The 22891-nt window shown below is 38.1% G+C and carries 20 protein-coding genes; 6 read left to right on the top strand and 14 right to left on the bottom strand.

Annotated elements, in window-relative coordinates; all coding sequences use genetic code 11:
- Positions 1–99: 99 nt before the first annotated feature.
- The 3 genes from ABIB40_RS04670 to ABIB40_RS04660 all read right to left on the bottom strand — a co-directional run bounded on the left by ABIB40_RS04670 (position 100) and on the right by ABIB40_RS04660 (position 2461).
- Positions 100–660 (bottom strand): DUF1543 domain-containing protein, encoded by a 561-nt coding sequence (locus ABIB40_RS04670; protein ID WP_354356487.1) that lies wholly within the window; start codon positions 658–660, stop codon positions 100–102.
- Positions 661–1245: 585 nt separating this feature from the next.
- Positions 1246–2004, bottom strand: coding sequence for a ThuA domain-containing protein (locus ABIB40_RS04665; protein WP_354356485.1), 759 nt, complete (start codon positions 2002–2004; stop codon positions 1246–1248).
- Positions 2005–2026: 22 nt separating this feature from the next.
- Complete coding sequence (locus tag ABIB40_RS04660; RefSeq protein WP_354356483.1) at positions 2027–2461, bottom strand: low molecular weight protein-tyrosine-phosphatase; 435 nt, start codon at positions 2459–2461, stop codon at positions 2027–2029.
- A 204-nt stretch (positions 2462–2665) separates the two neighbouring features.
- Here ABIB40_RS04660 and ABIB40_RS04655 point away from each other — a divergent pair, with 204 nt between their 5' ends.
- From ABIB40_RS04655 to infB, 5 genes are all read left to right on the top strand, one after another.
- On the top strand, positions 2666–3898 hold the full coding sequence (locus ABIB40_RS04655) for an ABC transporter permease (RefSeq protein ID WP_354356481.1): 1233 nt from the start codon (positions 2666–2668) through the stop codon (positions 3896–3898).
- A 2-nt stretch (positions 3899–3900) separates the two neighbouring features.
- Entirely contained in the window at positions 3901–4293 is a 393-nt protein-coding gene (locus ABIB40_RS04650; RefSeq protein ID WP_354356479.1) for a hypothetical protein, read from the top strand.
- 149 nt (positions 4294–4442) lie between these two features.
- Positions 4443–4907 carry a ribosome assembly cofactor RimP gene (gene rimP, locus ABIB40_RS04645; RefSeq protein ID WP_354356477.1) on the top strand — a complete coding sequence of 155 codons (465 nt, stop codon included), beginning with the start codon at positions 4443–4445 and terminating at the stop codon, positions 4905–4907.
- 38 nt (positions 4908–4945) lie between these two features.
- Positions 4946–6187 carry a transcription termination factor NusA gene (gene nusA, locus ABIB40_RS04640; protein WP_354356475.1) on the top strand — a complete coding sequence of 414 codons (1242 nt, stop codon included), beginning with the start codon at positions 4946–4948 and terminating at the stop codon, positions 6185–6187.
- 62 nt (positions 6188–6249) lie between these two features.
- Positions 6250–9180, top strand: a complete 2931-nt coding sequence (gene infB, locus ABIB40_RS04635) for a translation initiation factor IF-2 (RefSeq protein WP_354356473.1) — start codon at positions 6250–6252, stop codon at positions 9178–9180.
- 136 nt (positions 9181–9316) lie between these two features.
- On the opposite strand, the gene ABIB40_RS04630 is transcribed toward infB, so the two are convergent.
- The 9 genes from ABIB40_RS04630 to ABIB40_RS04590 form a co-directional block, all read right to left on the bottom strand.
- Positions 9317–10354, bottom strand: coding sequence for a glycosyltransferase family 2 protein (locus ABIB40_RS04630; protein WP_354356471.1), 1038 nt, complete (start codon positions 10352–10354; stop codon positions 9317–9319).
- A complete protein-coding gene (locus tag ABIB40_RS04625; protein ID WP_354356469.1) occupies positions 10339–11193 on the bottom strand; it encodes an alpha-1,2-fucosyltransferase in 855 nt (284 codons plus the stop codon). Before ABIB40_RS04625 ends, ABIB40_RS04630 begins: the two co-directional genes overlap by 16 nt.
- Positions 11194–11336: 143 nt before the next feature.
- Positions 11337–12509, bottom strand: a complete 1173-nt coding sequence (locus ABIB40_RS04620; RefSeq protein ID WP_354356467.1) for a glycosyltransferase family 4 protein — start codon at positions 12507–12509, stop codon at positions 11337–11339.
- A 57-nt stretch (positions 12510–12566) separates the two neighbouring features.
- The gene (locus ABIB40_RS04615) at positions 12567–13550 is read right to left on the bottom strand and encodes a glycosyltransferase (RefSeq protein ID WP_354356465.1); all 984 of its coding nucleotides are present in this window, start codon (positions 13548–13550) and stop codon (positions 12567–12569) included.
- 4 nt (positions 13551–13554) lie between these two features.
- A complete protein-coding gene (locus ABIB40_RS04610) occupies positions 13555–14514 on the bottom strand; it encodes a glycosyltransferase (protein ID WP_354356463.1) in 960 nt (319 codons plus the stop codon).
- A gap of 24 nt (positions 14515–14538) precedes the next feature.
- The gene (locus ABIB40_RS04605; protein WP_354356461.1) at positions 14539–16365 is read right to left on the bottom strand and encodes an ABC transporter ATP-binding protein; all 1827 of its coding nucleotides are present in this window, start codon (positions 16363–16365) and stop codon (positions 14539–14541) included.
- A 45-nt stretch (positions 16366–16410) separates the two neighbouring features.
- Positions 16411–17196 (bottom strand): glycosyltransferase family 2 protein, encoded by a 786-nt coding sequence (locus ABIB40_RS04600; protein WP_354356459.1) that lies wholly within the window; start codon positions 17194–17196, stop codon positions 16411–16413.
- A gap of 44 nt (positions 17197–17240) precedes the next feature.
- Positions 17241–18119, bottom strand: a complete 879-nt coding sequence (locus tag ABIB40_RS04595) for a glycosyltransferase family protein (RefSeq protein ID WP_354356457.1) — start codon at positions 18117–18119, stop codon at positions 17241–17243.
- Positions 18120–18181: 62 nt separating this feature from the next.
- A complete protein-coding gene (locus ABIB40_RS04590) occupies positions 18182–18832 on the bottom strand; it encodes a glycosyltransferase family 32 protein (RefSeq protein ID WP_354356455.1) in 651 nt (216 codons plus the stop codon).
- A gap of 140 nt (positions 18833–18972) precedes the next feature.
- Between ABIB40_RS04590 and meaB the strand changes: the two genes are divergently transcribed.
- Positions 18973–19869: a methylmalonyl Co-A mutase-associated GTPase MeaB gene (gene meaB, locus ABIB40_RS04585; RefSeq protein ID WP_354356453.1), complete on the top strand. Its 897-nt coding sequence runs from the start codon at positions 18973–18975 to the stop codon at positions 19867–19869.
- A gap of 592 nt (positions 19870–20461) precedes the next feature.
- Here the strand turns inward: meaB and tnpA are convergent.
- Positions 20462–20899, bottom strand: a complete 438-nt coding sequence (gene tnpA / locus ABIB40_RS04580; RefSeq protein ID WP_354356451.1) for an IS200/IS605 family transposase — start codon at positions 20897–20899, stop codon at positions 20462–20464.
- A 249-nt stretch (positions 20900–21148) separates the two neighbouring features.
- Positions 21149–22867: a pyruvate dehydrogenase complex dihydrolipoamide acetyltransferase gene (locus ABIB40_RS04575; RefSeq protein WP_354356449.1), complete on the bottom strand. Its 1719-nt coding sequence runs from the start codon at positions 22865–22867 to the stop codon at positions 21149–21151.
- Positions 22868–22891 lie beyond the last annotated feature (24 nt).

The following is a 22891-nucleotide window of genomic DNA, read 5'->3' as shown; positions in this document are numbered from 1 at the left end:
TTTTCTTTTACAACACAACTTCGATTAAAAGGTTTGTGCCCTAATTGTTAAACAGCTTTGAATTGAAAAAATATCCACCAAACTTTACACCAACGGCAATTAAGTCAGGTTTTTTAGTGGAATATAACCCAAATGCATCTGGTCTTGTTTGATACTGAGGTTTTTGGTCAGTTTCAGCTTAAATTTCGACTTTACCTCTTGTGAAAGCACGTCGTTAATCTCAAAAATATCATCTATATCTACACCATACTTATCGTCAATATGTGATGTTGCGCCACTAAACCCCACATTTTTATAGAATGTTGTTTCTTTGGCCTGTTTAATGGCGCCTGCCTTTGTTGCTGCGGCCAACAGCATTTTAAAGTGTGCCTCATCAAAAACATCTTTAACATAGCCGCCAAGGTTAATAAAAAAAAGATGTTGCTCGTTTACAAACTCCTCTGTCGAAGAAACCACGTTTACTTCAAAGCCTCCAACAGCAGTTACTTCTCGCCAAGCATCAATATGCAGCTTTCCCTTTGCTTCTGGCCAAAAAGCATTCATAGATGGTACTAAATCCAATAGATTTTCTGCTATGCCAAAAAAAATATCGTGCTGCTCGACTAGTCTGCCTTTTGGAGTGCAGCCGAGTAATAACATGTAAAGTTTGGGATTTTTCATTGTTTGGTTTTGGGTTTTGAAAGGGATATTTTGGGCGCCTTAATCCCGAATCAAAATCGGGATATGCACGCTTTACATTATATCTTTTGTCCTGCCGACACGCAGGGCAAAAGGATGTCATTTCAATCGTTGGCGCACTAGGCTACAAATGCAGCCTTTCCAAAAAGCACCTCTGCTCTGCCTAACGCTGTGCTAGCCGCACGGGCTTCAAACTTTTTTCTTGATAAAAAAGTTTACAAAAACCGAGCATTTTCTGCGAGCTCATGAACGCATTTAACCAACAATCACCCGTGAATAAATCAAGGCTGGCAGCCCTTTGGGTAAAAACTCGCCAAGCTGTTCAATATCGATGCTTCGAGGCCTTTCCCCAATGTCATTAACTTAAGGAAATCGCTTGTCAGTCTGAGCTTGTCGAAGACCTTAAAAAAATCCAAAAAGCAATAAAATGGTTGTCCTTCGACAAGCTCTGGATGACACCATTTTGTTGGTTTTCTCTTTAACTTTATGACATTTCCCCTCTGCGAAAGGGGAAATGCAAGGCGGGGTGGCTATTTTAAAGAAATGGATAAACCAACGGCGAATAAATTATTTTTTTTCTCCCATAGCATATTCTATTCCACCCAGCAAATGTTTTAAAAATTTCGGCTCGCTGTAAGTCTCATCGGTATGGCCCATGGCTGTGTAGAACATTCTGCCACCTTGAAAATTTTGATACCAGCTAAAAGGGTGGAAAGCACCATTTTTTCCGCCTTCGTAACTTTTTTCATCTATGGTAATAAGCACGTGGATACCGGGTTTTATTTCTTTAAAATTATAAAGTTCGTCTTTATGCATCCACACAGAATCGGGAAAGAATTTGGTAGAGGGATGGTTTTTATCTTTAATAACAAAGCGGGCATTTTGAATACTTGGATGGCTTAAAAAACGCGCGCCAATCATGTCGCCATACCAAGGCCAGCCATATTCGGTATCTGTAGCGGCATGTATTCCTACAAACCCATGTCCGTTTTTAAAATAGTCTTCAAAAGCTTTTTGTTGTGCATCATTCAATACATCGCCAGTGGTGCTCAGAAAAATAACAGCAGCATATTTCTTAAGGTTTTCTGCGGTAAATACATCAGCGTTTTCTGTGGTATCTACAGCAAAATGGTTTTCAGCCCCCAATTTCATGATGGCCAATTTGCCTGTAGGGATAGATGCGTGACGGTAGGCTTTGGTTTTGGAAAAAACAAGCACCCGTAAATTTTTATGCGCCTTAGTTCTTGTGGCACTACAACTTTGGAATAAAAAAGCAAAAGCAAAGAAGCATAAAACTTTTGCATATAATTTTAAGGATTTAAACATGATAGGTTTTTTTCAGAGCAATCTACGAAAACTCTTTTATTATTTGCTCACATCTAGTTTCAATTTGTGCTGTAACCACAGAAAATAGCTTATCGTCATAATATGGGTCGGTTACATCGCCAATCTCTAAAAACATTTTTATTTTGCTTTTCTCTGTTTTAGATGTTGCTATACTCAAGAGGTCGGCGAAGTTGTTTTTATCCATCGCAAAAATTAAATCGTAATAGGCAAACATGGTTGGTTTAAACTGTTGCGCACGTTGTTGGCTAATGTCATGCCCTTTTTTGTTTGCTGCGGTAACACTTCTACTGTCGGGTGCTTGCCCTATATGCCAGTTGCCCGTGCCAGCAGAAGCAACCTGCCAGTTTAAGTTTTTGTTGTTAGCAAGTTGTTGCAAAATACCTTCCGCCAATGGCGAACGACAGATATTGCCAAGGCAAACCATTAATATTTTCATTTATAGGGTATTATGTATATGTTTTGACATTTCTGCAAGCTTGCTCAAAGTTGACACTTTAATCTGCCAATCGCAAAATTATCAGCGAAAACGAAAAAAGTTAAGGTATTAAAAACTTAAATCTTGACGAATTTTATGGCTTAGCCAAATAGATTAAAACACTTCTGCCCTTAAAGCCCCAAGCTTTTAATTATCTTTACCGCCGTGAATACGCCACTATATATTGCCAAACGGTATCTTTTTGCAAAGAAATCTACCAATGCAATCAATTTAATATCGGGCATTTCCATGCTTGGCGTAATGGTTGGCAGCGCTGCGCTAATCATTATTTTATCTGTGTTTAATGGTTTCGAAAGCGTTATTTTAACCATGTTTAACACCATAACGCCCCAAATAGAAATTAGGCCGGCGCACGGTAAAACCTTTAATCCCAACACCGCGGCTTTTATCGATTTGCAAAAAAACAAGCACATTTATTCGTTTACAGAAGTGTTGCAAGAAAACGCTTTGCTAAAGTATAACGAAAAACAAGCTGTAGGATTAATTAAGGGCGTGAGTACCGCCTATCTAAAAAATAAAAAATTAGATAGCATTATGATGGAGGGGCGATTTGAGTTTCAAAATAAATTTGGGGCAAGCGCTGTTATAGGTTCTGGCCTACAGAGTTTTTTGGCGGTAAACACACTAGATCCATTTACACAGCTAGAAATTTATTCTCCGAGAAAGACTCTTGCCGCCAATTCTATTAATCCCGCCGACGATTTTAACGTAGAAAGTATACGGGTAAGCGGCGTATTCGAGGTTCAGCAAGATTTTGATAACGGTATTATTGTACCGATTGCCTTTATTCGCAAACTGCTAAACGAGCCACAAAACGTTTCGGCAATAGAGATTAACTTAAAACCAGGGCTAAGCGTGCCAGATTTTAAATCGATGGTAGCTGAGAAAATTGGCGCCTCTTTTAACGTGTTAAACCGTGCAGAACAAAACAGCGCGCTTTATCACATTTTAACCACAGAGCGCTGGGCAGTTTACATTATTTTAACATTTATTTTAATTATTGCTATCTTTAATATTATCGGCTCGTTAACCATGCTTGTAATTGATAAGATGCAAGACATTGCGATATTGAGCAGTTTGGGCGCAGGAAAACGCCTGATAAAAAATATCTTTTTGTTTGAAGGGTTGATGATTACCATGTCGGGATGTATGGTTGGGTTGCTTTTAGGGCTGTTGTTTTGTGTTTTTCAGCAACAGTTTGGCTTTGTAAAAATGGGCGAGGGAGCTAACCAGCTGTTAAATGCTTATCCTATAGCGCTAAAATGGAAAGACTTTCTACTGGTTTTTTTAACTGTGGGTATTTTTTCTTTTTTGGCATCGGCTTTGTCGGCTAAGTTAAGCGTTAAGAATATAGATAGGATTAACCAAGAATTATAATCATGAAAAGGAATAGTGGAATTTTTTTGGGGTTAATGATGATGATGGCGGTTGTGATAAGTTCCTGTCAGAACGATCCGAAAGAAGAAAAAGTTGCTGCTGTAAATAAAGCGCACGTTGTAAAGGGTTTATATAGTTTTGGCCCAGACATGAAATCTTTTACCTTATGCGAGGATGGCAGAGAATATTGGGTGGTAGACAGCGTAAAAAGCCTAGAATTATCTTACAGCAAGCTAAATTTCGAGAAACCTTACGAACCAGTTTATGTAGAGCTCGAAGGATTTTTCGAGAAATCTAAAGCGCCTTTAGTTTCGGTAGATTTCGATTCTACCTTGGTGGTTACAAAAGTGATAAAAATCAGCGAAAAAATACCAGATGGTCCGTGTAAACAATGATCTCTTTAAGAAAAGTAATAATTATTCGTAGAGCGGTCAATAATAATCATTTACTTATTTGAAAAGTCGCAATTTTATTACTACATTTGCACTCATAATCGGGAAATTGAAGGGGACATTGTCCCCTTTTTCTATGGAGGAAGATTAAAATGCAAGTAGAGGAAAGAGTAAAGGCACTTGTGGAAGAAAAGATTGCCGATAAAAAAGATTTGTTCTTGGTCGATGTTAAAATGTTGCCAAATAATAAATTAATTATAGAGGTAGATGGTGATGAAGGCATAAGCATACAAGAATGCGTAGATATTAGTAGGCACGTTGGCTTCCATTTAGAAGAAGAGAATGCCATAGCGCAGGCTTATAATTTAGAAGTATCATCGCCGGGCGTGGGGGAGCCATTAAAACTTCAGCGCCAGTACATTAAGAACATCGGCAGAAATTTGGCCATAAAATTTAAAGATGGCCTTAAAAAAGAAGGTAAATTGTTAGAGGTAACTCCAACAGGTTTGCTAATAGAAGAAATGGTTAAACAGAAGGGCAAAAAAGCCACCGCTGTAAAAACAGTTATAAACGTTAACGAAATTATAGAAACAACGGTTTTGGTAAGTTTTAAGTAACCGCAAAACTTTTTAAAGCCTATAGCATTATATAAAAAATGAGTTCAACAACAATTAACTTAATAGACTCTTTTCAAGAGTTTAAGGATTTTAAGAATATCGATCGGCCAACAGTCATCAGTGTGTTGGAAGAGGTTTTTCGTAGCATGTTGCGTAAAAAATATGGTACCGACGAGAATTGCGACGTAATTGTAAACCCAGATAATGGAGATTTGGAGATTTGGAGAACTAGAACCGTTATGGAAGATGGCTTTTCTGAGGACGATGATCTGGAGATAGAATTGGCAGAAGTACATCAAATAGACGATAGCCTAGAAGTTGGAGACGATTACATTGAGCAAATTACCTTAGAAAGTTTTGGGCGTAGGGCTATTTTGGCAGCGCGACAAACGCTTGTTTCTAAAGTATTAGAGTTAGAAAAAGACGAAATTTTTAAGAAATATAAAGACCGCGTGGGCGAGCTTGTTACCGGAGAGGTTTATCAGGTTTGGAAAAAAGAAACGCTTGTGTTGGATGATGAGGGAAATGAGCTACTTTTACCTAAGACAGAGCAAATTCCTGCCGATTATTTTAAGAAAGGCGATACGGTTAGAGCGGTAATTTCTGAAGTGGAAATGATCAATGCCAACCCAAAAATTATTATTTCTAGAACTGCACCACAGTTTCTGCAACGTTTGTTCGAAATAGAGGTTCCAGAAATTTTTGATGGTTTGATTACGGTTAAAAAGATTGTAAGAGAGCCCGGTGAGCGTGCAAAGGTTGCCGTAGAAAGCTACGATGATCGTATTGATCCAGTGGGCGCTTGCGTAGGTATGAAAGGATCTAGAATACACGGTATTGTTAGAGAATTGAAAAATGAGAACATCGATGTAATCAATTTTACCAACAATACTTCGCTATACATTAGCCGTGCATTGAGCCCAGCAAAAATTACCTCTATTAAATTAAATGACGAAACCAAACATGCATCTGTGTATTTAAAGCCAGATCAGGTTTCGCTGGCAATTGGGCGAGGAGGGCACAACATTAAGTTGGCGGGTAAATTAACCGGTTACGAAATAGATGTGTATCGCGAAGCAGGAGAAGAAGATGAAGATGTAGATTTAGAAGAATTCTCAGACGAAATAGACAGCTGGATTATTGATGAGCTTAAAGCCATTGGTTGCGATACAGCTAAGAGCGTACTGGCTTTAACAACTGAGGATTTGGTAAAACGCACAGATTTAGAAGAAGAAACTATTAAAGAAGTAATTCAAATTCTACGGTCAGAGTTTGAGTAAGTGGGGTATTTGGCAAAATTACACTACTTTTGTATTATCATTAGAAAAATAAAGGGACATAAATGTCAGACGACAAACCAATCATTTTAATTAAAGCTATTAAGGAACTTAATATTGCCATGGGTACGGCTGTAGAGTTTTTAAACAAGAAAGGATTTTCTGCCCAGAAAAGCCCTATGTTTAAACTATCTCCAGAAATGTACGGTGCGTTATTAAAAGAGTACCAGGGCGATAAGTCTTTACGTGAAGAGGCTAAACAAATCGTGATCGGAAAAATTCGTCGTGATGAGGTAGAGGCAGAAAAGCCTGTAGAAAAGCCGGTTCCAGAAAATGATTTTGAAAAGAATGAGGAAATCTTAATCAAGAATGCTCAGACTTTCTCTGCGCCGGTAGAAAAGCCTAAGGCCGAGCCGGTGGCTCCAGAGGTAATTCCTGCCGCAGCCGAAAAAGTTGCACCGCAGCCTCCGGTAGAAGAAAAGAAACAAGAAGAAGCTCATACGGGTGTAAAGGTGGTGGGCAAAATAGACTTAAACCGGTTTAACGGAAAGCTTAGGCCAAGCAAAAAGGTTGAGGAAGTAAAGCCCGAGCCGAAAGTGCCAGAAAAGCCAAAGCCGGTTATACCCGCTGCACCTATCGTTACAGAGAAAGCGCCAGTTGAAAAAGCCGCTCCTGTTGAACCTAAAACACCGGCAGCACAGGAAGTAAAACCTGTAGAGCCGAAAAAAGCAGATGTTCCAAAGGCAACTGCTCCTTTAGAAAATAAAGGGCCAGATATACTTAAAACCCGCACTGTAAAATTAACGGGCCCAAACATTGTAGGTAAAATTATATTGCCAACAACGCCAGAGAGAAGAAGCCCAGTAGCATCATCAAATGATAATGATGCGGCTAAGCGGAAACGTAAACGTAAAAAAGCACCAGGAGGGCCAGCTACTACTGCTCCAGGGCAAAGTGCACCTGGCCAGCCACGTCAACCTTATCAGGGAAATAGGCCAGCAAGTGGTACGCCATATCAAGGCAATAGAGGGAAACCTACTTACGGAAATAGAAGTACGCCAAGTGGGCCAAAGGCAGAACCTACAGAAAAGGAAATTCAAGATCAGATCAAAGCAACATTGGCACGCTTAAGTGGTGCCGGTAAATCTGGTAAGTTTGCACAACGCGCAAAATTGCGTAGGCAAAAACGTGATGATGTAGCAAGTACTTCAGAAGAAGCTGCAGCTGAACTAGAATCGCAGGCAATGGTGTTAAAAGTTACAGAATTTGTAACTGCTAACGAACTTGCGAATATGATGGATGTACCGGTAACAAAAATTATAGGTACCTGTATGAGTTTAGGCATGTTTGTATCCATTAACCAACGCTTGGATGCTGAAACACTTACCATTGTAGCTGATGAGTTTGGATATGAAATACAGTTCGTCAAGCCAGATGAGGATGAGGAAAGCGTTATAGAAGAAGATGATAATCCAGAAGATTTAATAGAAAGAGCACCAGTTGTTACCATTATGGGTCACGTAGATCATGGTAAAACTTCGCTGCTAGATTACATCCGCGAAGCGAATGTTGTTGCTGGAGAAGCAGGTGGAATTACCCAGCACATTGGTGCTTATATGGTTACCACACCTACTGGTAAAAAAGTTACCTTTTTAGATACACCGGGTCACGAAGCGTTTACCGCCATGCGTGCCCGTGGTGCAAAAGCGGCAGATATTGCCATTATTGTTGTTGCCGCAGATGATGCGGTAATGCCTCAAACTAAAGAAGCCATAAACCATGCGCAAGCTGCGGGTGTTCCATTGGTGTTTGCTTTTACCAAAGTAGACAAGCCTGGAGCAAATTCAGATAAGGTGAGAGAACAACTGTCTGTGATGAATATTTTGGTTGAAGATTGGGGTGGAAAATTCCAGTCGCAAGAGATTTCTAGCAAGACAGGCTTAAACATAGATTTATTATTAGATAAGGTATTGCTTGAGGCAGAGCTGTTAGAACTTACTGCAAACCCTAAAAAGCGTGCTGTAGGTACCGTTATAGAGTCTGCTTTAGATAAAGGTAGAGGCATTGTTACTACTGTTTTGGTTCAGGCTGGCGAATTAAAAGTTGGCGATCCTATTTTGGCAGGAAGTTACAGCGGTCGTGTTAAGGCTTTGTTTAATGAGCGTGGCGCTAAAGTAGATTCTGCTGGGCCATCTCAACCGGTACAAGTATTGGGTATGCAAGGTGCACCAACAGCTGGCGACCGTTTTAATGCGGTAGAAAGCGAGAGCGAAGCCAGAGATATTGCAACCAAGAGGATGCAGTTACAACGCGAGCAAGGATTGCGTACTCAAAAACACATCACGTTAGATGAGATTGGTCGTCGTTTAGCCATCGGTAACTTTAAAGAGTTAAACATTATTGTAAAAGGTGATGTGGATGGATCTATCGAGGCATTGGCAGATTCATTACTTAAACTTTCTACAGAACAGATACAGATCAATGTGATTAGCAAAGGAGTTGGCCAGATTTCAGAATCTGACGTATTGTTAGCTACCGCATCTGATGCAATCATTATTGGTTTCCAGGTTCGTCCATCTTCTGGCGCGAGAAAACTTGCAGAACAAGAGCAGATAGACATTAGGTTGTACTCTATTATTTATGATGCAATCGATGAGATTAAATCTGCCATGGAGGGTATGTTGGATCCAATATTCGAAGAGAAAATTGTTGCCAATGTAGAAATTAGAGAAACCTTTAAAATTACCAAAGTTGGTACCATTGCAGGTTGTATGGTGCTAGATGGTAAGATTACCCGTAACAGTAAAATACGTATAGTAAGAGATGGCGTGGTAGTTTATACAGGCGAACTAGCCTCGTTAAAACGTTATAAAGATGATGTTAAGGAAGTAACCAAGGGTTATGAGTGTGGACTGAACATTCAAAACTTTAACAACATTGAAGTTGGTGATATTGTAGAAGCTTACGAGCAAGTAGAAGTTAAGAATAAGTTGTAAGCGATTCTTAAAAGACAGACGAGGGCATCAATAGTACTGATGCCCTTTTTATTAACAGAAACCGTTGCTCGTTTTGAAATATGCTGTAATGGTAACATCAAAGGGCACAGGCATCATTAAATCCCTCTTTCTTTATTTAACCCCCTCTTTTCAATGAAGTAGTGAATAGGCGAGTTAAAAAAGCTTGTTTAATTATTATCCGAAGGTGTTTAAAAGTTATAAACTGCCTTTCAAACAACTGATTCTTAAAGTATAGCGAAATGATTTTTCTCTCCTTTTTTTCTCGTAAAACGCTAAGCCATTTTACCATGAGCATCTTGTTGAAAACGTTCGAAGGATAGATGTTACTTAAATCGTTACCATGTTTTAATATTTCCAATAGGTTAAGAATCTCTTTTGTATCAGTTGATTCAGTTTTGAATCTTACTAGGTCATGATGAACCCTAACTAATTTTTCGTTCTCCGGAATGTTTAAAACAGCAAATATATCTTTAATGATATTAATTTCTGCATAGTCTAATTTTTCAGTTTGTAATTTAGAAATATTATTTCCGTGTTCTCTATAGTGCACAAAAACATCATTGAGGTTGGCTACTTTGTATTTCAACGATATTCTAAAAGATAGATCGTAATCTTCTGCCGGCGACCTATCATGATACCCGCCAACTTCTTCAATTGCACTTTTTTTTATCATTAATGTCGAATTGATAAAAATGTTATGTATTACAAGATGATGAGCTAAATCATTTCCAACTATATAATCTGAAACACCAGTTTTAACGCCATTTTCATTTATAAAACTAGCCTGTGAACCGCATAATGCTATGTTTGGATTCGATATCATAAAAGCAACCTGTATTTCTAGCCGATTACAAGTAGCTACATCATCGCTGTCAAGAATGGCAATATATTTCCCTTTGGCTTCTTTAACGCCATAGTTTCGGGTAAAGAAAAGTCCTTTATTTTTTACATTATCAATCAACCTAATTCTCGGGTCAACAAATTTCTCAACCACCTCTACTGTTCTGTCTGTAGAACCATCGTTAATGATTAAAAGCTCGAAATCTGTAAAACTTTGGCTTAAGACACTTTCAATTGCTTTGCCGATATATTTCTCGCCGTTTAAAACAGCCATTAGAACTGTAATAACGGGTTTGCTTATAATTTTATCCATGTTTTTGGCATTATACAATTAGTCGAATCATTGTTTACCCATTTTTTTGGCCCAATAACTATTTTTTCGGAATTATTATTTAACCACGCTCCCCACCAACTAAAGCTACTATTGGCAATAATATTATGTTTGCAGTTGCTCATCAACTGCATGTCTATATAACTTTCTTTATTCTGGTTCCCTTCTACAAATATTGATGGGCCGTTAAAAGTTAAATTCTTTTTACACCAGTCAACATCATCTGAGAAAATAAAGAATAGCGGATGCTTTATTCTGTTGTTTATCAAATTAATAGCTCTAAGATAATAGTCAATAGAACACATTCCACCGAGTAGTTCTTCTTTAAGATAGTCTCCTCGCCTTACATGGATAGAAACGCTATTGCTAAGCTTAATTTTATCTAACAAGGATTTGTTTTGAGAAGTTAACGGCAATTTAAATTGAAAATCTTCTCGTATTTCTACCTCGATGTGAGAAAAATATTCTGGATCTTGCCAATAACCCCAATAAAATGCATTTGATGAGTCTTTTAGGAGAGACTTTTCTAAACAAAAAGGTGTTTTCTCTTCGACGTATACATTTTTTAGATTTAGTATTCTTCGCAATTTTCTACTATACCAGTCTCTAACAGAAGGATCGTAGAGCTTAATGATAAATTCCGAAGCTTCGTCTAAATTGACATCAAACAATCTATAGAGTTCAAACCCGTTGTGCAGCCTATAATTCTTGTAGCCAGAAATATCTGCTTTTACATTGTTAAAGCGGCTTTTTAACGATTTGTAGAATGTGTATTGGAACATTTGATTTCCTAATCCACCTAAGAGTTTAACTATTTTCAATTTACTAATATTTAAAATGTCTTTTCCATAATAAGTTTCTAGAAATTCGAATTGTATTGATTGTTTTATATTCGATGGTTTTAAAATCTTCTTGTGATAACTTCTATAAGGCTGTTAATATTTTCCCAATTATAAAGATTGAATTAGTCGAGTCTACCGAAAATCACATTCTTATACCTTTCATCAAAATCGGATGTTTTTGCGAGATTAGCTATGGTATTAAATGCATTTTCACTAAATTTTTTCAGTTTATTTCTATCAGCACAAAACTTCTTCAGTTCATTAACAAACAAAATAGCTAGCTCTTCTAGGTCGTCTATGTTATTTACTATCGCACCATTTTCATTTTTATCCGAAATATAATCAGATAGTTCTCCTACCTTTGTCGAAATAGGAACTACTCCAAAGCTCATTCCTTCAAAAATAACCAATCCCCAGCTTTCTGTTTTGGAGGTAAGCAATAGCAAATTCGATTTTTTATAGTATTCGTTCAAAAGAGATACATCCTTAATCTCGCCAGCAAATTGTGTATTAGGTGTACTATTGGTTTGCAGTGCGGAGAAATCACCAATTAGGTTAAAGTTTAACGGAAGTTGAAGCTTATGGCATAGCTCTGCAATCCTGATAATCACATGTACTCTTTTTTCTTCGCTGTTTCTAGATACAAAGATAACCTGTAAATTGTCTTTATAGTTTTTTGTCGGAAAACTACTGTTGCAGGGAATCTTATTGTGAACCACCTTTAACCTTTCCAGGTAATTCAACGAAATGTTATTTTGGGTATATAGTGCTTTAAATTGCTGAACAATTGTTTTGCTTACAACTATCCTTGCTTCAATTCTATGGACATAAGGAAGACTATACCATTCGGTACTTTGTTTATCATCTCTAAAGTTATGAATGAGATCAACAATTTTTACCCGTTCATTTAATAGAGGAATGAGCTCATACATAAAGTTACTATTGCTGCCAAACACAACAGGTTGACTAGCAGCATTTATAGCCACAGCAACTTTTTTTAGCATATAAGCTTTATAGGAGTTTTTTTCTGCCCATCTGTTCAAATTTATAACGTTGGCCAAAGCTTTATAGGGCTTCTTAAATCCCGTATTTGGAGATTTCGAGGTAATGAAACAGGTTGGGTTTTCATTCTTAAAAAGCTCTAATATATCAAGCTGCACACGCTCTGCGCCGCCAATAGACCAGCGCTGAAAGAAAAAGAACAAATTAGTTTTTTTTAAGATGCCAGCAGATATTTGGGGATACCTTAAAAGATCTAAAAAATTGTCATACGTCCGGATAATTTTGTTCGCCATAAATTTAGGGACTAAATGAGGATCAAAAGTTTTTCTTTTAAAATAGCCATAATTCTTTTAACGAGAAGCAATTCGATTCGTCTTAACAAAGGATTTAATCTTGGTTGAAATAGGGTCTGATTTAATCCAAAAAGGCAGTAAGTGAAATAGGGTGTCTTTGGCTTTTATTTTTCTTCTGCCTTTAAAGAAAAGGTATCGAAAGCAAGAGCTCAAAAATAAATAAAGCCATATAACGGGCCTGTTTTTAGCTTTCAAATAAACCCGAACAGCCGGATAATACTTACCCAACGTTTGGCGCGAGTTATCAAACCCGCGTAGAAGCTTTTCTTCTAAAAATTTTTTTGTGAGCTTAAATTTCGGGATATGATGCTGATAGATCATTTCGCTATCATAAAATAAACGATATCCTTTAATGGCGAGGCGCAAACAGTATTCTGTGTCTTCGGCAGATAGAATGTTAAATTTAGATGTCGGAATTATAGATGGAAAATTTTGATACATTTCTTCGTACAGCGTTTTTCGGGTTGCTAAACCTGCTCCCCATAATACACTACCTTGTTTCATAATACCCTCGGCCTTACTTTGGGAGCCAACAGCGTAGGCGTAGTGGTAGTCTTTAAACCATGCAGGTAACTCAACCGCATCGGTTACAGCCACGCCAAAACCACCAAAAGCAGCAATATTGGGCATGTTTTCGAGATTATTAAAAACCCTTATTAAATAGTTTTTTGCTAGCCAATTGTCGTCATCACAAATAATTAGATATTCATATTCGGCAGTATAAATGGCTTTTTGTAAAGCATAAAGTTTACCTGGTTTTGTTTCGCTTATAGCTTTGAAAGCAATGTTGGGAATAGCTAAATTCCTCCATTCCTCTTTTGCAAAATCAGTCGAATTATCGTTAGAATTGTTATCTGCTAAAATGAGTTCTATTTTGATGTGTGAGGGGATAGTTAATCGTGCAATATGGGCAAGGGTCTGGCCTAGCCGTTCCACGCCGTTATAAGTGCAAATGATAATTGTTATCCCTTTTTTTATCATAGTACTAATGTTTCATAAATTCCTCAATTTGTGAGGTAAAATAATCTGGCTTAAATAACTTGGGAAAAAGGTGGTGTAAAATCGTTTTTTGTTTTCCTTTATTTTCACCAACTAAAAGCCTGATTGGTGTAATTGCCGATAACCTTACTTTTTCGAGCAAGCTTGGGTTTGAAACTTTGCTATGTTTTAATGCCAGATAATATTTTTCTAAAATTTTATGCGCGTCAGCAAAATTTTGAAGTAAGCTATTTTTATAGGCTAACGTTAATCTGTTGGCAGAAATATAATGTTTAAGCTTTAAATTATTGCTGTAGAAAAGCGTATAGCCATTTAAAATAAGCCTCAAACAGTATTCGGTATCTTCGGCAGATAATATTTGGATATTGTTTTCATTAATGAGTAAAGACGGTACATGCTGATACATCTTTTTATATAAAGCTGTTCTAGAAGTTAAGCCCGCCCCCCATAAAAAACCGCGCCGTGTAATATCACCAGTTGCGGATGCTTGCTTCCCTACGGCGTAAGCGGCTTTCTGCTCATCGAACCAAAATGGGAAATCCTCGCCATGGTCAATTATTGCAAATGTTTCTCCACCAATGGCGCCTATTTTTGCATCGCTTTCTAAACCAGAAAATGCAGTAGTTAGATAATCATTATCAAGCCAATTATCATCATCACAGATTGTAAAATATTCATATTTGGCGGCAGCAATTCCACGTTGGAACGCAAATAGCTTACCTGCCTTTTTTTCTGAAATTATTGTAAAAGTTACATGAGCTATTTGATGTTTTGACCATTCATCTCTTGCTTTAATTATGGTATTGTCGGTAGAGTTGTTATCAACAAGAATAATTTCCCATTTAAAATCCAATGGTAGATTTTGTTCGGCCAGATGCCTCATCGTTTCTACCAATTTAACTCCACCATTGTGGGTGCAAATGATAACGGTAACTCCTTTTTCCATAGGTGAACAAAACCAGTTATATTTCTAACTATTGAATGCCTGTAGTTCTATCAATTTATTATAAAGGCCCTTAGTTTCAATTAATTCTTTGTGTGTGCCGGATTCAACAACCTCACCTTTATCAATAACTACTATTCTATCTGCATGTTGTATGGTACTCAATCTATGAGCAATTACAATTGAGGTCCTATTTTTCATCAGATTGGTAAGCGCGTCTTGCACCAGTTTTTCAGATTCGGTATCTAAAGCAGAGGTAGCTTCATCTAACAACATAATAGGTGGGTTTGCCAAAACTGCCCTCGCAATACAAACGCGTTGCCTTTGGCCGCCAGAAAGCCTGTTGCCACGATCACCAACAAAGGTATTATAACCTTGTTCTGTATTTAGAATAAATTCATGCGCGTTGGCAATTTTTGCTGCCGCGATCACTTCCGGTTCGGTTGCATTTGGTTTTGCGAATGCAATGTTGTTAAAAATGCTGTCGTTAAATAGAAAAGAATCTTGATTAACAATGCCCATTTGGGCTCTGATGCTGTCTACGGTTAAATCTTTATAGTCCTTGCCATCTATTTTAATGTTTCCAGATTTTGGGTCATGAAAACGTGGAATCAAATCCATCAAGGTACTTTTACCACCGCCAGATGGGCCAACCAACGCAACAGTTTCTCCTTTTTTTACAAGGATATCTATGTTTTTAAGCACTTTTTTTTCGCCATAGCTAAAACTTACGTTGTTAAAGCTTAAATTTTGGCCGAAGGTATTTATGGCTATTGCATCCTTTTTATCCACCAATTCTGGTTTTGCATCGATTAATTCTAACACCCGTTCGCCAGCTGCAATACCGTTATGTATGCCGCTAAAGGAATCTGTAAGTGCTTTCGCCGGGTTCATTATTTGAGAGAAGATGGCAATGTAGGCAATAAAATCGCCAGGAGATAAGGCGTTTTGTTCTTTGTTAAGAATCAATGTTCCTCCATAATAAACTATTATGGCTGTCATAAGCACGCCAAGAAATTGCGAAACGGGAGAACCAAGTTGTTGGCGCCGCACCATTTTACGGGTTATGTTAGAATAAAAAATGTTTTCCTTATCGAATTTATCGATGGTGCTTTCCGTGGCATTGAAAGCTTTAATTATTTTTATTCCACTTAGGGCCTCATCTAAAAAACCGATCATTTTTGCGAAAGACTCGTGCGATTCTTTGGCCTGTTGTTTTAGTCGCTTTACAATTTTGCTGATCAGGAATGCAGAGATGGGGATAACCAATAGCGAAAAGAGTGTAAGTTTTACAGAATAGATAAATAACATGGAAGAATACACAATTAACGTTACCGGCTCCTTAAAAACTACTTGTAGGGTATTGGTAACGGTAAATTGTACCACTTGCACGTCTGACGCGACTTTGGAAATGATGTCTCCTTTTCGCTCATTGTTAAAAAATCCAACATGCATTTTCATTACATTGTCGAACACGCGTTTTCTGAACTTTAAGAGCGTATGCACCCGTAAATCTTCCATATAACGCTGTGAAATATATTTAAATAGATTAGCAAGCAGTACAGAAATTACAATGGTAATGCATACATATTGTAATGTTTTTTCGGGTCCATTTGTGTAAATAGAATGGTTGATAAATGCCTTGAACTTTTCCAAAAGGTCTAAAGAAGCCGCCGCCTTGTCGGTAAGTGTGTCGGTAGATTTGCCATTACTGAGCAAAGTTTGAAATAAGGGCCCGAGCAATGCAAGGTTTAACGTGCCAAATAAGATAGAGAGTAACGTTGCAATTACATAAGGAATGGCAAATTTTTCTATTGGTTTGGCAAAAGAAAGAAGTCTAAAATATGTTTTCATCTAAAAATTAATCGTTGATAAGTATCGTTTTAATGCAGTAATAATTTAAACTTCTTGGTAGCCGTTATCACGATAGGTTAATTTCTGTGATAATGTTGCTTGGTATATTTTATCATTTGCACCGGTATTTGCTCTACAATTTACTGGGTGAAAGATGTGAAAGGCCAAAGCTTTCATTTTTAACCTAATCCTTTTAACACCAGCATGCAAAAACCGGGCGCCAAATTCGTAATCTTCGCCTCCCCAGCCTTCAAAGCCATTGTAATATCCGTTAACGCTGATGAAATCTTTTTTCCAAAAGGCAAAGTTACAACCTTTTAAATGAAATGGATTTGATGGAGCGAGCCTAAACAATGGCGATAGTAGCGGAAACCTAATGGCGTTGAACTTATTATTTAAGCCATAAGAGAAGATTGAGAGATTAGTTTGTCCGCTTTTTAATATTTCCGCCGATTTTTGTTCGATAATCATTGACCTGCTGCCCTGTACAAAATATCCTTCTTCTGCGGTCTGTAAATGGTCTTCTATAAATTTAGGATGGATGATGATGTCTCCATCAATCTGAATAATATAATCGGACTTAATTTTTTTTACGGCCTTGTTTAATACTAGGCTTTTTCTAAATCCAATGTCCTCTTGCCAAACATGTGTAATGTTTAGTTTTTTACTAAAATTTTCAACTAAAGTGCGGGTTTCTTCTCCCGATCCATCATCTGCGATGATAATTTCGTCTGGCATTTTACTTTGAGCCAAAACGCTCGTTAACACTAAATTTAGTGCGCCAGGCCAATTGTATGTAGAAATTAATAAAGCTACTGTTGGGTTGTGCATAGGCGATCCGGATTACAAGGCTGCAAATTTACGGCTAATAACTGTCATTTTACAATCTTATAGTTTTTGTACTCGAAAGGCCGGTAGCCCGTAAAGCTTTCTACCCGTTCAAGAAATCGCCGTCTCAAAGACATTTTTTTAACTGCTTTTGTTAAATCTTTTTCAAACTTCCAATTAAGTACCTCTATTCGTTCTTTAATTACTGCTGGATGAGTGCCTGTAAACTTGACTAGCCTATCTGCATTACTCATGTCAAAACTGTTTTGTATTGGGTAGTTTTCCTCTACCCAGCCTTCGGTTTGATAGAATTGGTTGAAATTTCTGACTTTATGCTGTAGCGCTCTTGGAGTTTTAACCCATCCATAATGATAAACATAAGCATCTATCAATTTAACCGTTAACTTCCTATCGTTTATTCGAAAACCTTGTGCATCTCTGTAAGAATGAATATTTGGTAGGTTTTTCAAAACTCTAACTTCTCTTCTGTACCATCTTCTCGATTCGGCCACGTAATCATAAGAGCCATAAAAATGCTTGTATTTTAACAAAAGCGCTTCGACTTTGTTGTCGTGCAAGTTTTCTTCCATTTCTTTCTTAATCAATGGTAAAAACTTCTCGTGGATGCATTCATCGCCCTGGATGTAAAACATCCAATCGGTGTCGGCAGAAATGGCCGCAATGGCTTTGTCTGTTTCTTGTGCAAAAACTTGTCCGCCTTCTCTCAGCCCCTCCTCCCAAACGGTGTCGATGATCTGAATTTTAGGACTAGCTATTTTTGTAACCAATTCACGTGTTTCATCATTAGAATTTCCTACAGCTACGATAAAATAATCGCAGATGGGTAAGATTGATTTAATGGCCTCTACAATTGGATAATCGTTTGCAACGGCATTTCTAATAAAGGTAAAACCGGTAACTTTCATTGCTTAAAGTATTTTTCAGGTAAAGGATGGTATTTTAAAACGGTGGAATTGCCCTGATATTTTTAGGGAAGTAAAACAGGGTTGGTAAGCTGCATCTTTTTCCAGTGTTCGCCTTTTTTATAAAGCAGCTTGCTAAAAGCATATTTAAATGTTAGAAAGCCCATGTAATCGGTGCCTAAAAGTCTGTAATTGACAGTTGGTTGATTCTTTAACACAAAATTTATGGCCTTGGTATAAACCGTTGGCCCCGTCATTTTATGTACATCGTGCGGATATTTATTTGTTCTAATGTTTTCGCAAACCAAGTTGAAGGTTTGTTTTAAAAAAGGATGTTCTTTGTTAAAAATGAGCGCCCACTGCACAAACAAACCTGGATTGCGTTCTTCTGATATGACAGCTTCATCAGTTGGTAAAATAAAACTGTCTAATGCAACATTTATTCCACTGTCGATATCTAAATAAACCCCACCTTTTTTATATAACACAGCGTACCTAAAAAAATCTGCTTTGGCAGCTCCAATATTTATTCTTTGGTAAAGCTTTAAGGTTTCATCATCGTATTCTTCTTTTAAAAACGATATAATCCGGTCGTCATCATAAAATTCATAACGATATTCTGGATTTTTTTTCCTGAATTTAGCAATATGCCAACGCGTGATAAAAGGCAAGTCTGCCGTTTTAAAAGTTTGATGGATTATTTTTGGGATCGCCATTTAATATTTGCTCCTTTTTTTATTTAGCGCTATTAATTCAGTTGTCTCGACGTTTGAATACTTAATGAAAAAACTGACTTCTGACTTCCGACCTCTGACTTCAATTTTTCTTCCTAACTTGTACAAATATAGTTTTATTGATGGAAGAGCCTGAAAATTTATTAAGCTTAACTAAAAATGGCGATTTTAGGGCCTTGGCACGGCTGTTAACTTTGGTTGAAAATGACATTTCCCCAGCGGGCGAAATTTTAAAAAGCCTGCAAAGCAACAACGCCATTCCTGTAATTGGAATTACTGGCCCGCCTGGAGCAGGGAAAAGTACGTTGGTAAACGCTATCGCGACAGAGCTAAGCAAAGCCGATAAGAGGTTAGCTATTTTGGCGATAGATCCAACGTCGCCATTTAATTTTGGTTCTTTACTCGGCGATAGGATCAGAATGGCTTCGCAATTTACCAATCCAAATGTTTTTATTCGGTCTTTGGCAACCAGAGGTTCGTTAGGGGGTATTTCTGCCAAAACCATAGAAATGGTCGATGTGTTAAAAGCTTCTAATTTCGACATGATTATTGTGGAAACGGTGGGCGTGGGACAATCTGAAGTGGAAATTGCCGGCTTGGCAGATAAAACCATCGTATTGTTGGTGCCAGAATCTGGCGATGGCATACAAAACATAAAATCTGGCTTGATGGAGATTGCCGATTGCTTTGTAGTGAACAAGGCAGATAGAGCAGGGGCAGATGAGTTTGCAAATAACTTAAAAAAAACCATCCACGGCGGTACAAAAACCATCCCGGTTTTAAAAACTGTTGCAGACAAAGGTGCAGGTGTACCAGAACTTTGTAAATGGATGTTGAGTGACATCACAACAAAACAAAACCGGCGCTATTTTCTATTGGCAGAAAAGGCTTGGAGGCTTATCCAACAACAAAGAATGGTAGATGTGGATAGAGTTGGGTTGTTGAGTCGTTTGAAGATTGAGGCGGCTGATGATGATTTTAACATTTATCGCTTTGCGGATAGGTATAGGTTAGAGTAACGTGTAAAAGATTGTTGTTTTCTCGAAAATAACCACCCCGCCTTTCAGGAATCCCTCCAGAGGAAGGGAATTGCAGGTGTGTTAAAAAACATGAGGGGAAATTCCCCTCTTGTAGAGGGGGTGGTCGCAGACCGGGGTGTTACCATTGATGTTTTTACATAAGTTGTTTACTATCAGTTAATCAAATAATATCTCATTTTTATTACTCGTTCCTTCAGTCTTATAAAAAATGGCCGCCAACTCTTCCTTACGTTCTCCTAGCCGGAGGGGCGGCTCTCTTTTTCTTGATAAAAAGAGACAAAAATCAAGGCTGGCACCTCTTTGGGTAAAAATTCGCCAAGCTATTTAACATCGATGATTCGAGGCCTTTCCCTAGGCTTATTACCGCGCAAGGCTGCGAATCCTCTTCGTAGCTGCAAAGTGTCCGGCTTCTGCAAGCAGCTTTAGGCGTTTTTTCCTCCAAACTGCTGCTAGGCCAATCCCACCGGACTGGCTATAGCGAGCTTAAACAAAAACGTCATTTATATTGATTGGTCCCATTCGTTAGTTGAAACTATGCACTTCAGTGCAAGACTTTCAGTTTCTAAAAATATCATTCTAATATAATTACGTCAGTATCATTGTTGTCTGGCGCTCTATGATGTTCAAGATATTGTTGAACCATCTCGTCTGTAATATTTCCGGTGCTCCAGACGCCGTAGCCGATAGCCCAAAAATGTCTTCCCCAATATCTTTTGCCGATGTGAGGGAATTCTTCTTGGATACGTCTAGAGGTTCGACCTTTAAGTCTTTTTACGACATCACTTATGTTTTTGCTCGGGAGATATTCAATGTGCAAGTGGACGTGATCCGAACTGATTACACCAGTTAAAATAACGATATCTTCCGCCTCACAAATTTGTCTAATAAGTGTCCTACACCTAATTTTTAATTCTCCCTCAAGAACCTTGTAGCGATACTTCGTTACCCAAACAATATGTGCAGTTAGTCTGGAAACAGTATGTCCATTAAATCTTTGCTTATCCTCCACAAATCGAAATTACTATTTTACGCTTGCAAGAAAGAATTTCAATCTTTCTTTACGCAAACCTATGCACTTTCAGTGCATAGTGGTTTAGTTATATGAAATATATTAAACCTCAGGATGACACCATTTTGTTGGTTTTCTAGTTAACTTAATGGCATTCGTGTCTCCACGAACCGAAACTATGGAAATAAAAAAGACCCCCATTTTTGGAGGTCTGTATGTTTTGTAATTAAATTAAATCTTTAAAGTAGACTAAGCCAACAACCTAACAGGCTCTTCTAACAAAGCTTTTAACGTTTGTAAGAAGGAAGCTCCGGTTGCGCCATCAACTACTCTATGGTCACAGCTTAAGGTAACCTTTAGCACATTGCCAGGAACCACCGCGCCGTTTTTTACCACAGGAACTTGAGATATTCCTCCGATGGCTAAAATACAGCTGTCTGGTGGATTAATAATCGCAGTAAACTCATCAATGCCAAACATTCCTAAGTTAGAAATGGTAAAGGTAGAGCCTTCCCAATCTGCCGGTTGAAGTTTTTTAGATTTTGCTTTTTGAGCAAAATCTTTAACCTCAGCAGAAATGTGCGTAAGCGTTTTTCCATCAGCAAAGCGAACTACGGGTACCAATAACCCATCTTCTACCGCTACTGCAACGCCAATGTTAACATGTTCGTTGTATCTAATTTTATCGCCCAACCAAGACGAATTTACGTTTGGATGTTTTTTCAAAGCAATTGCGGTCGCTTTTAAAATCAAATCGTTAAATGAAACTTTAGACGGCGCATATTCGTTTATTCTTGCTCTCGCTTCTATAGCATTATCCATGTCTATACTCATGGTTAAATAGAAGTGTGGCGCAGTAAATAAACTTTCAGAAAGCCGTTTTGCGATTACCTTACGCATTTGGGTAACAGGTTTCTCGGTATATTTCTCTTCGCCAATAAAAGCAGGAATGGCTGGAGCAGCTTGCTCTTTTGCAGCTTCTGGTTTAGCGCCTTCTTGTTTAGAAGCAGCAGGTTTAAAGTTTTCTATATCTTTTTTGATAATTCGACCACCTTCTGCACTTCCGGCAACGCTTGCTAGATCTATACCTTTATCTTTTGCTATTTTTTTAGCCAAAGGCGATGCTTTTACACGTCCATCTCCTGATGTTTCTGCAACTGGTGCGGCATTGGCATTTTTATCAGATGAAGATTTTGCGTTTTCATTGTCTTTGTCCTCAGACTCCGTTGCTTCAGTTTCTTTGCTGTCTTCTTCTGCCGAAGCTTCAACAGCTCCTGCGCTTACTACGCCACTAACATCAGTGCCTTCAGGCCCAACAATGGCAATGATTCCATTCACTTTTGCAGCTTCGCCTTTTTCTACGCCTACGTATAACAAAGTTCCGGTAGCGTAGCCCATTACTTCCATAGTGGCTTTGTCTGTTTCTACATCGGCCAAAATATCGTCGTCCTTAACTTTATCGCCAACTTTTTTATGCCATTCGGCAATTACGCCTTCTGTCATGGTATCGCTAAGCAAAGGCATGCGGATAATGGTAACGCCTTTTTTCTCTAGCTCTTCCTCTGTCATTCCTCCCGCTTCGGCTGGGATGGCTTGTTCTTTCTTATCAGATTTATCGTTAGACTTTGACTCCTCAGCTTTCTTGTCTTCAGTTTTAGAGCTGCTCGAATCTTTTTCTTCTGGTTTCTCATTTCCACCTGCGGCATCTATAGCTGCCTGGAAATCTTCGCCTTCTTTACCTATCACTGCAATAATTGCATCGATTGGCACGGCTTTTCCTTCTTCTATGCCAATGTGTAGCAATACCCCTTCTTCGTAAGATTCGAGGTCCATAGTCGCCTTATCGGTTTCTACTTCTGCAAGTACATCACCACTCTTTATTTTATCGCCAACCTTTGCATGCCATTTTGCCAATACCCCTTCGGTCATGGTATCGCTCATTTTGGGCATTCTTACTACTTCAGCCATTATGTTTTGTTAAAAATTATCAGA

The sequence above is a fragment of the Pedobacter sp. UYP30 genome (genome assembly GCF_040547165.1).
Lineage (GTDB): Bacteria > Bacteroidota > Bacteroidia > Sphingobacteriales > Sphingobacteriaceae > Pedobacter.
This window is presented reverse-complemented; position numbering and strand designations above follow the sequence as displayed.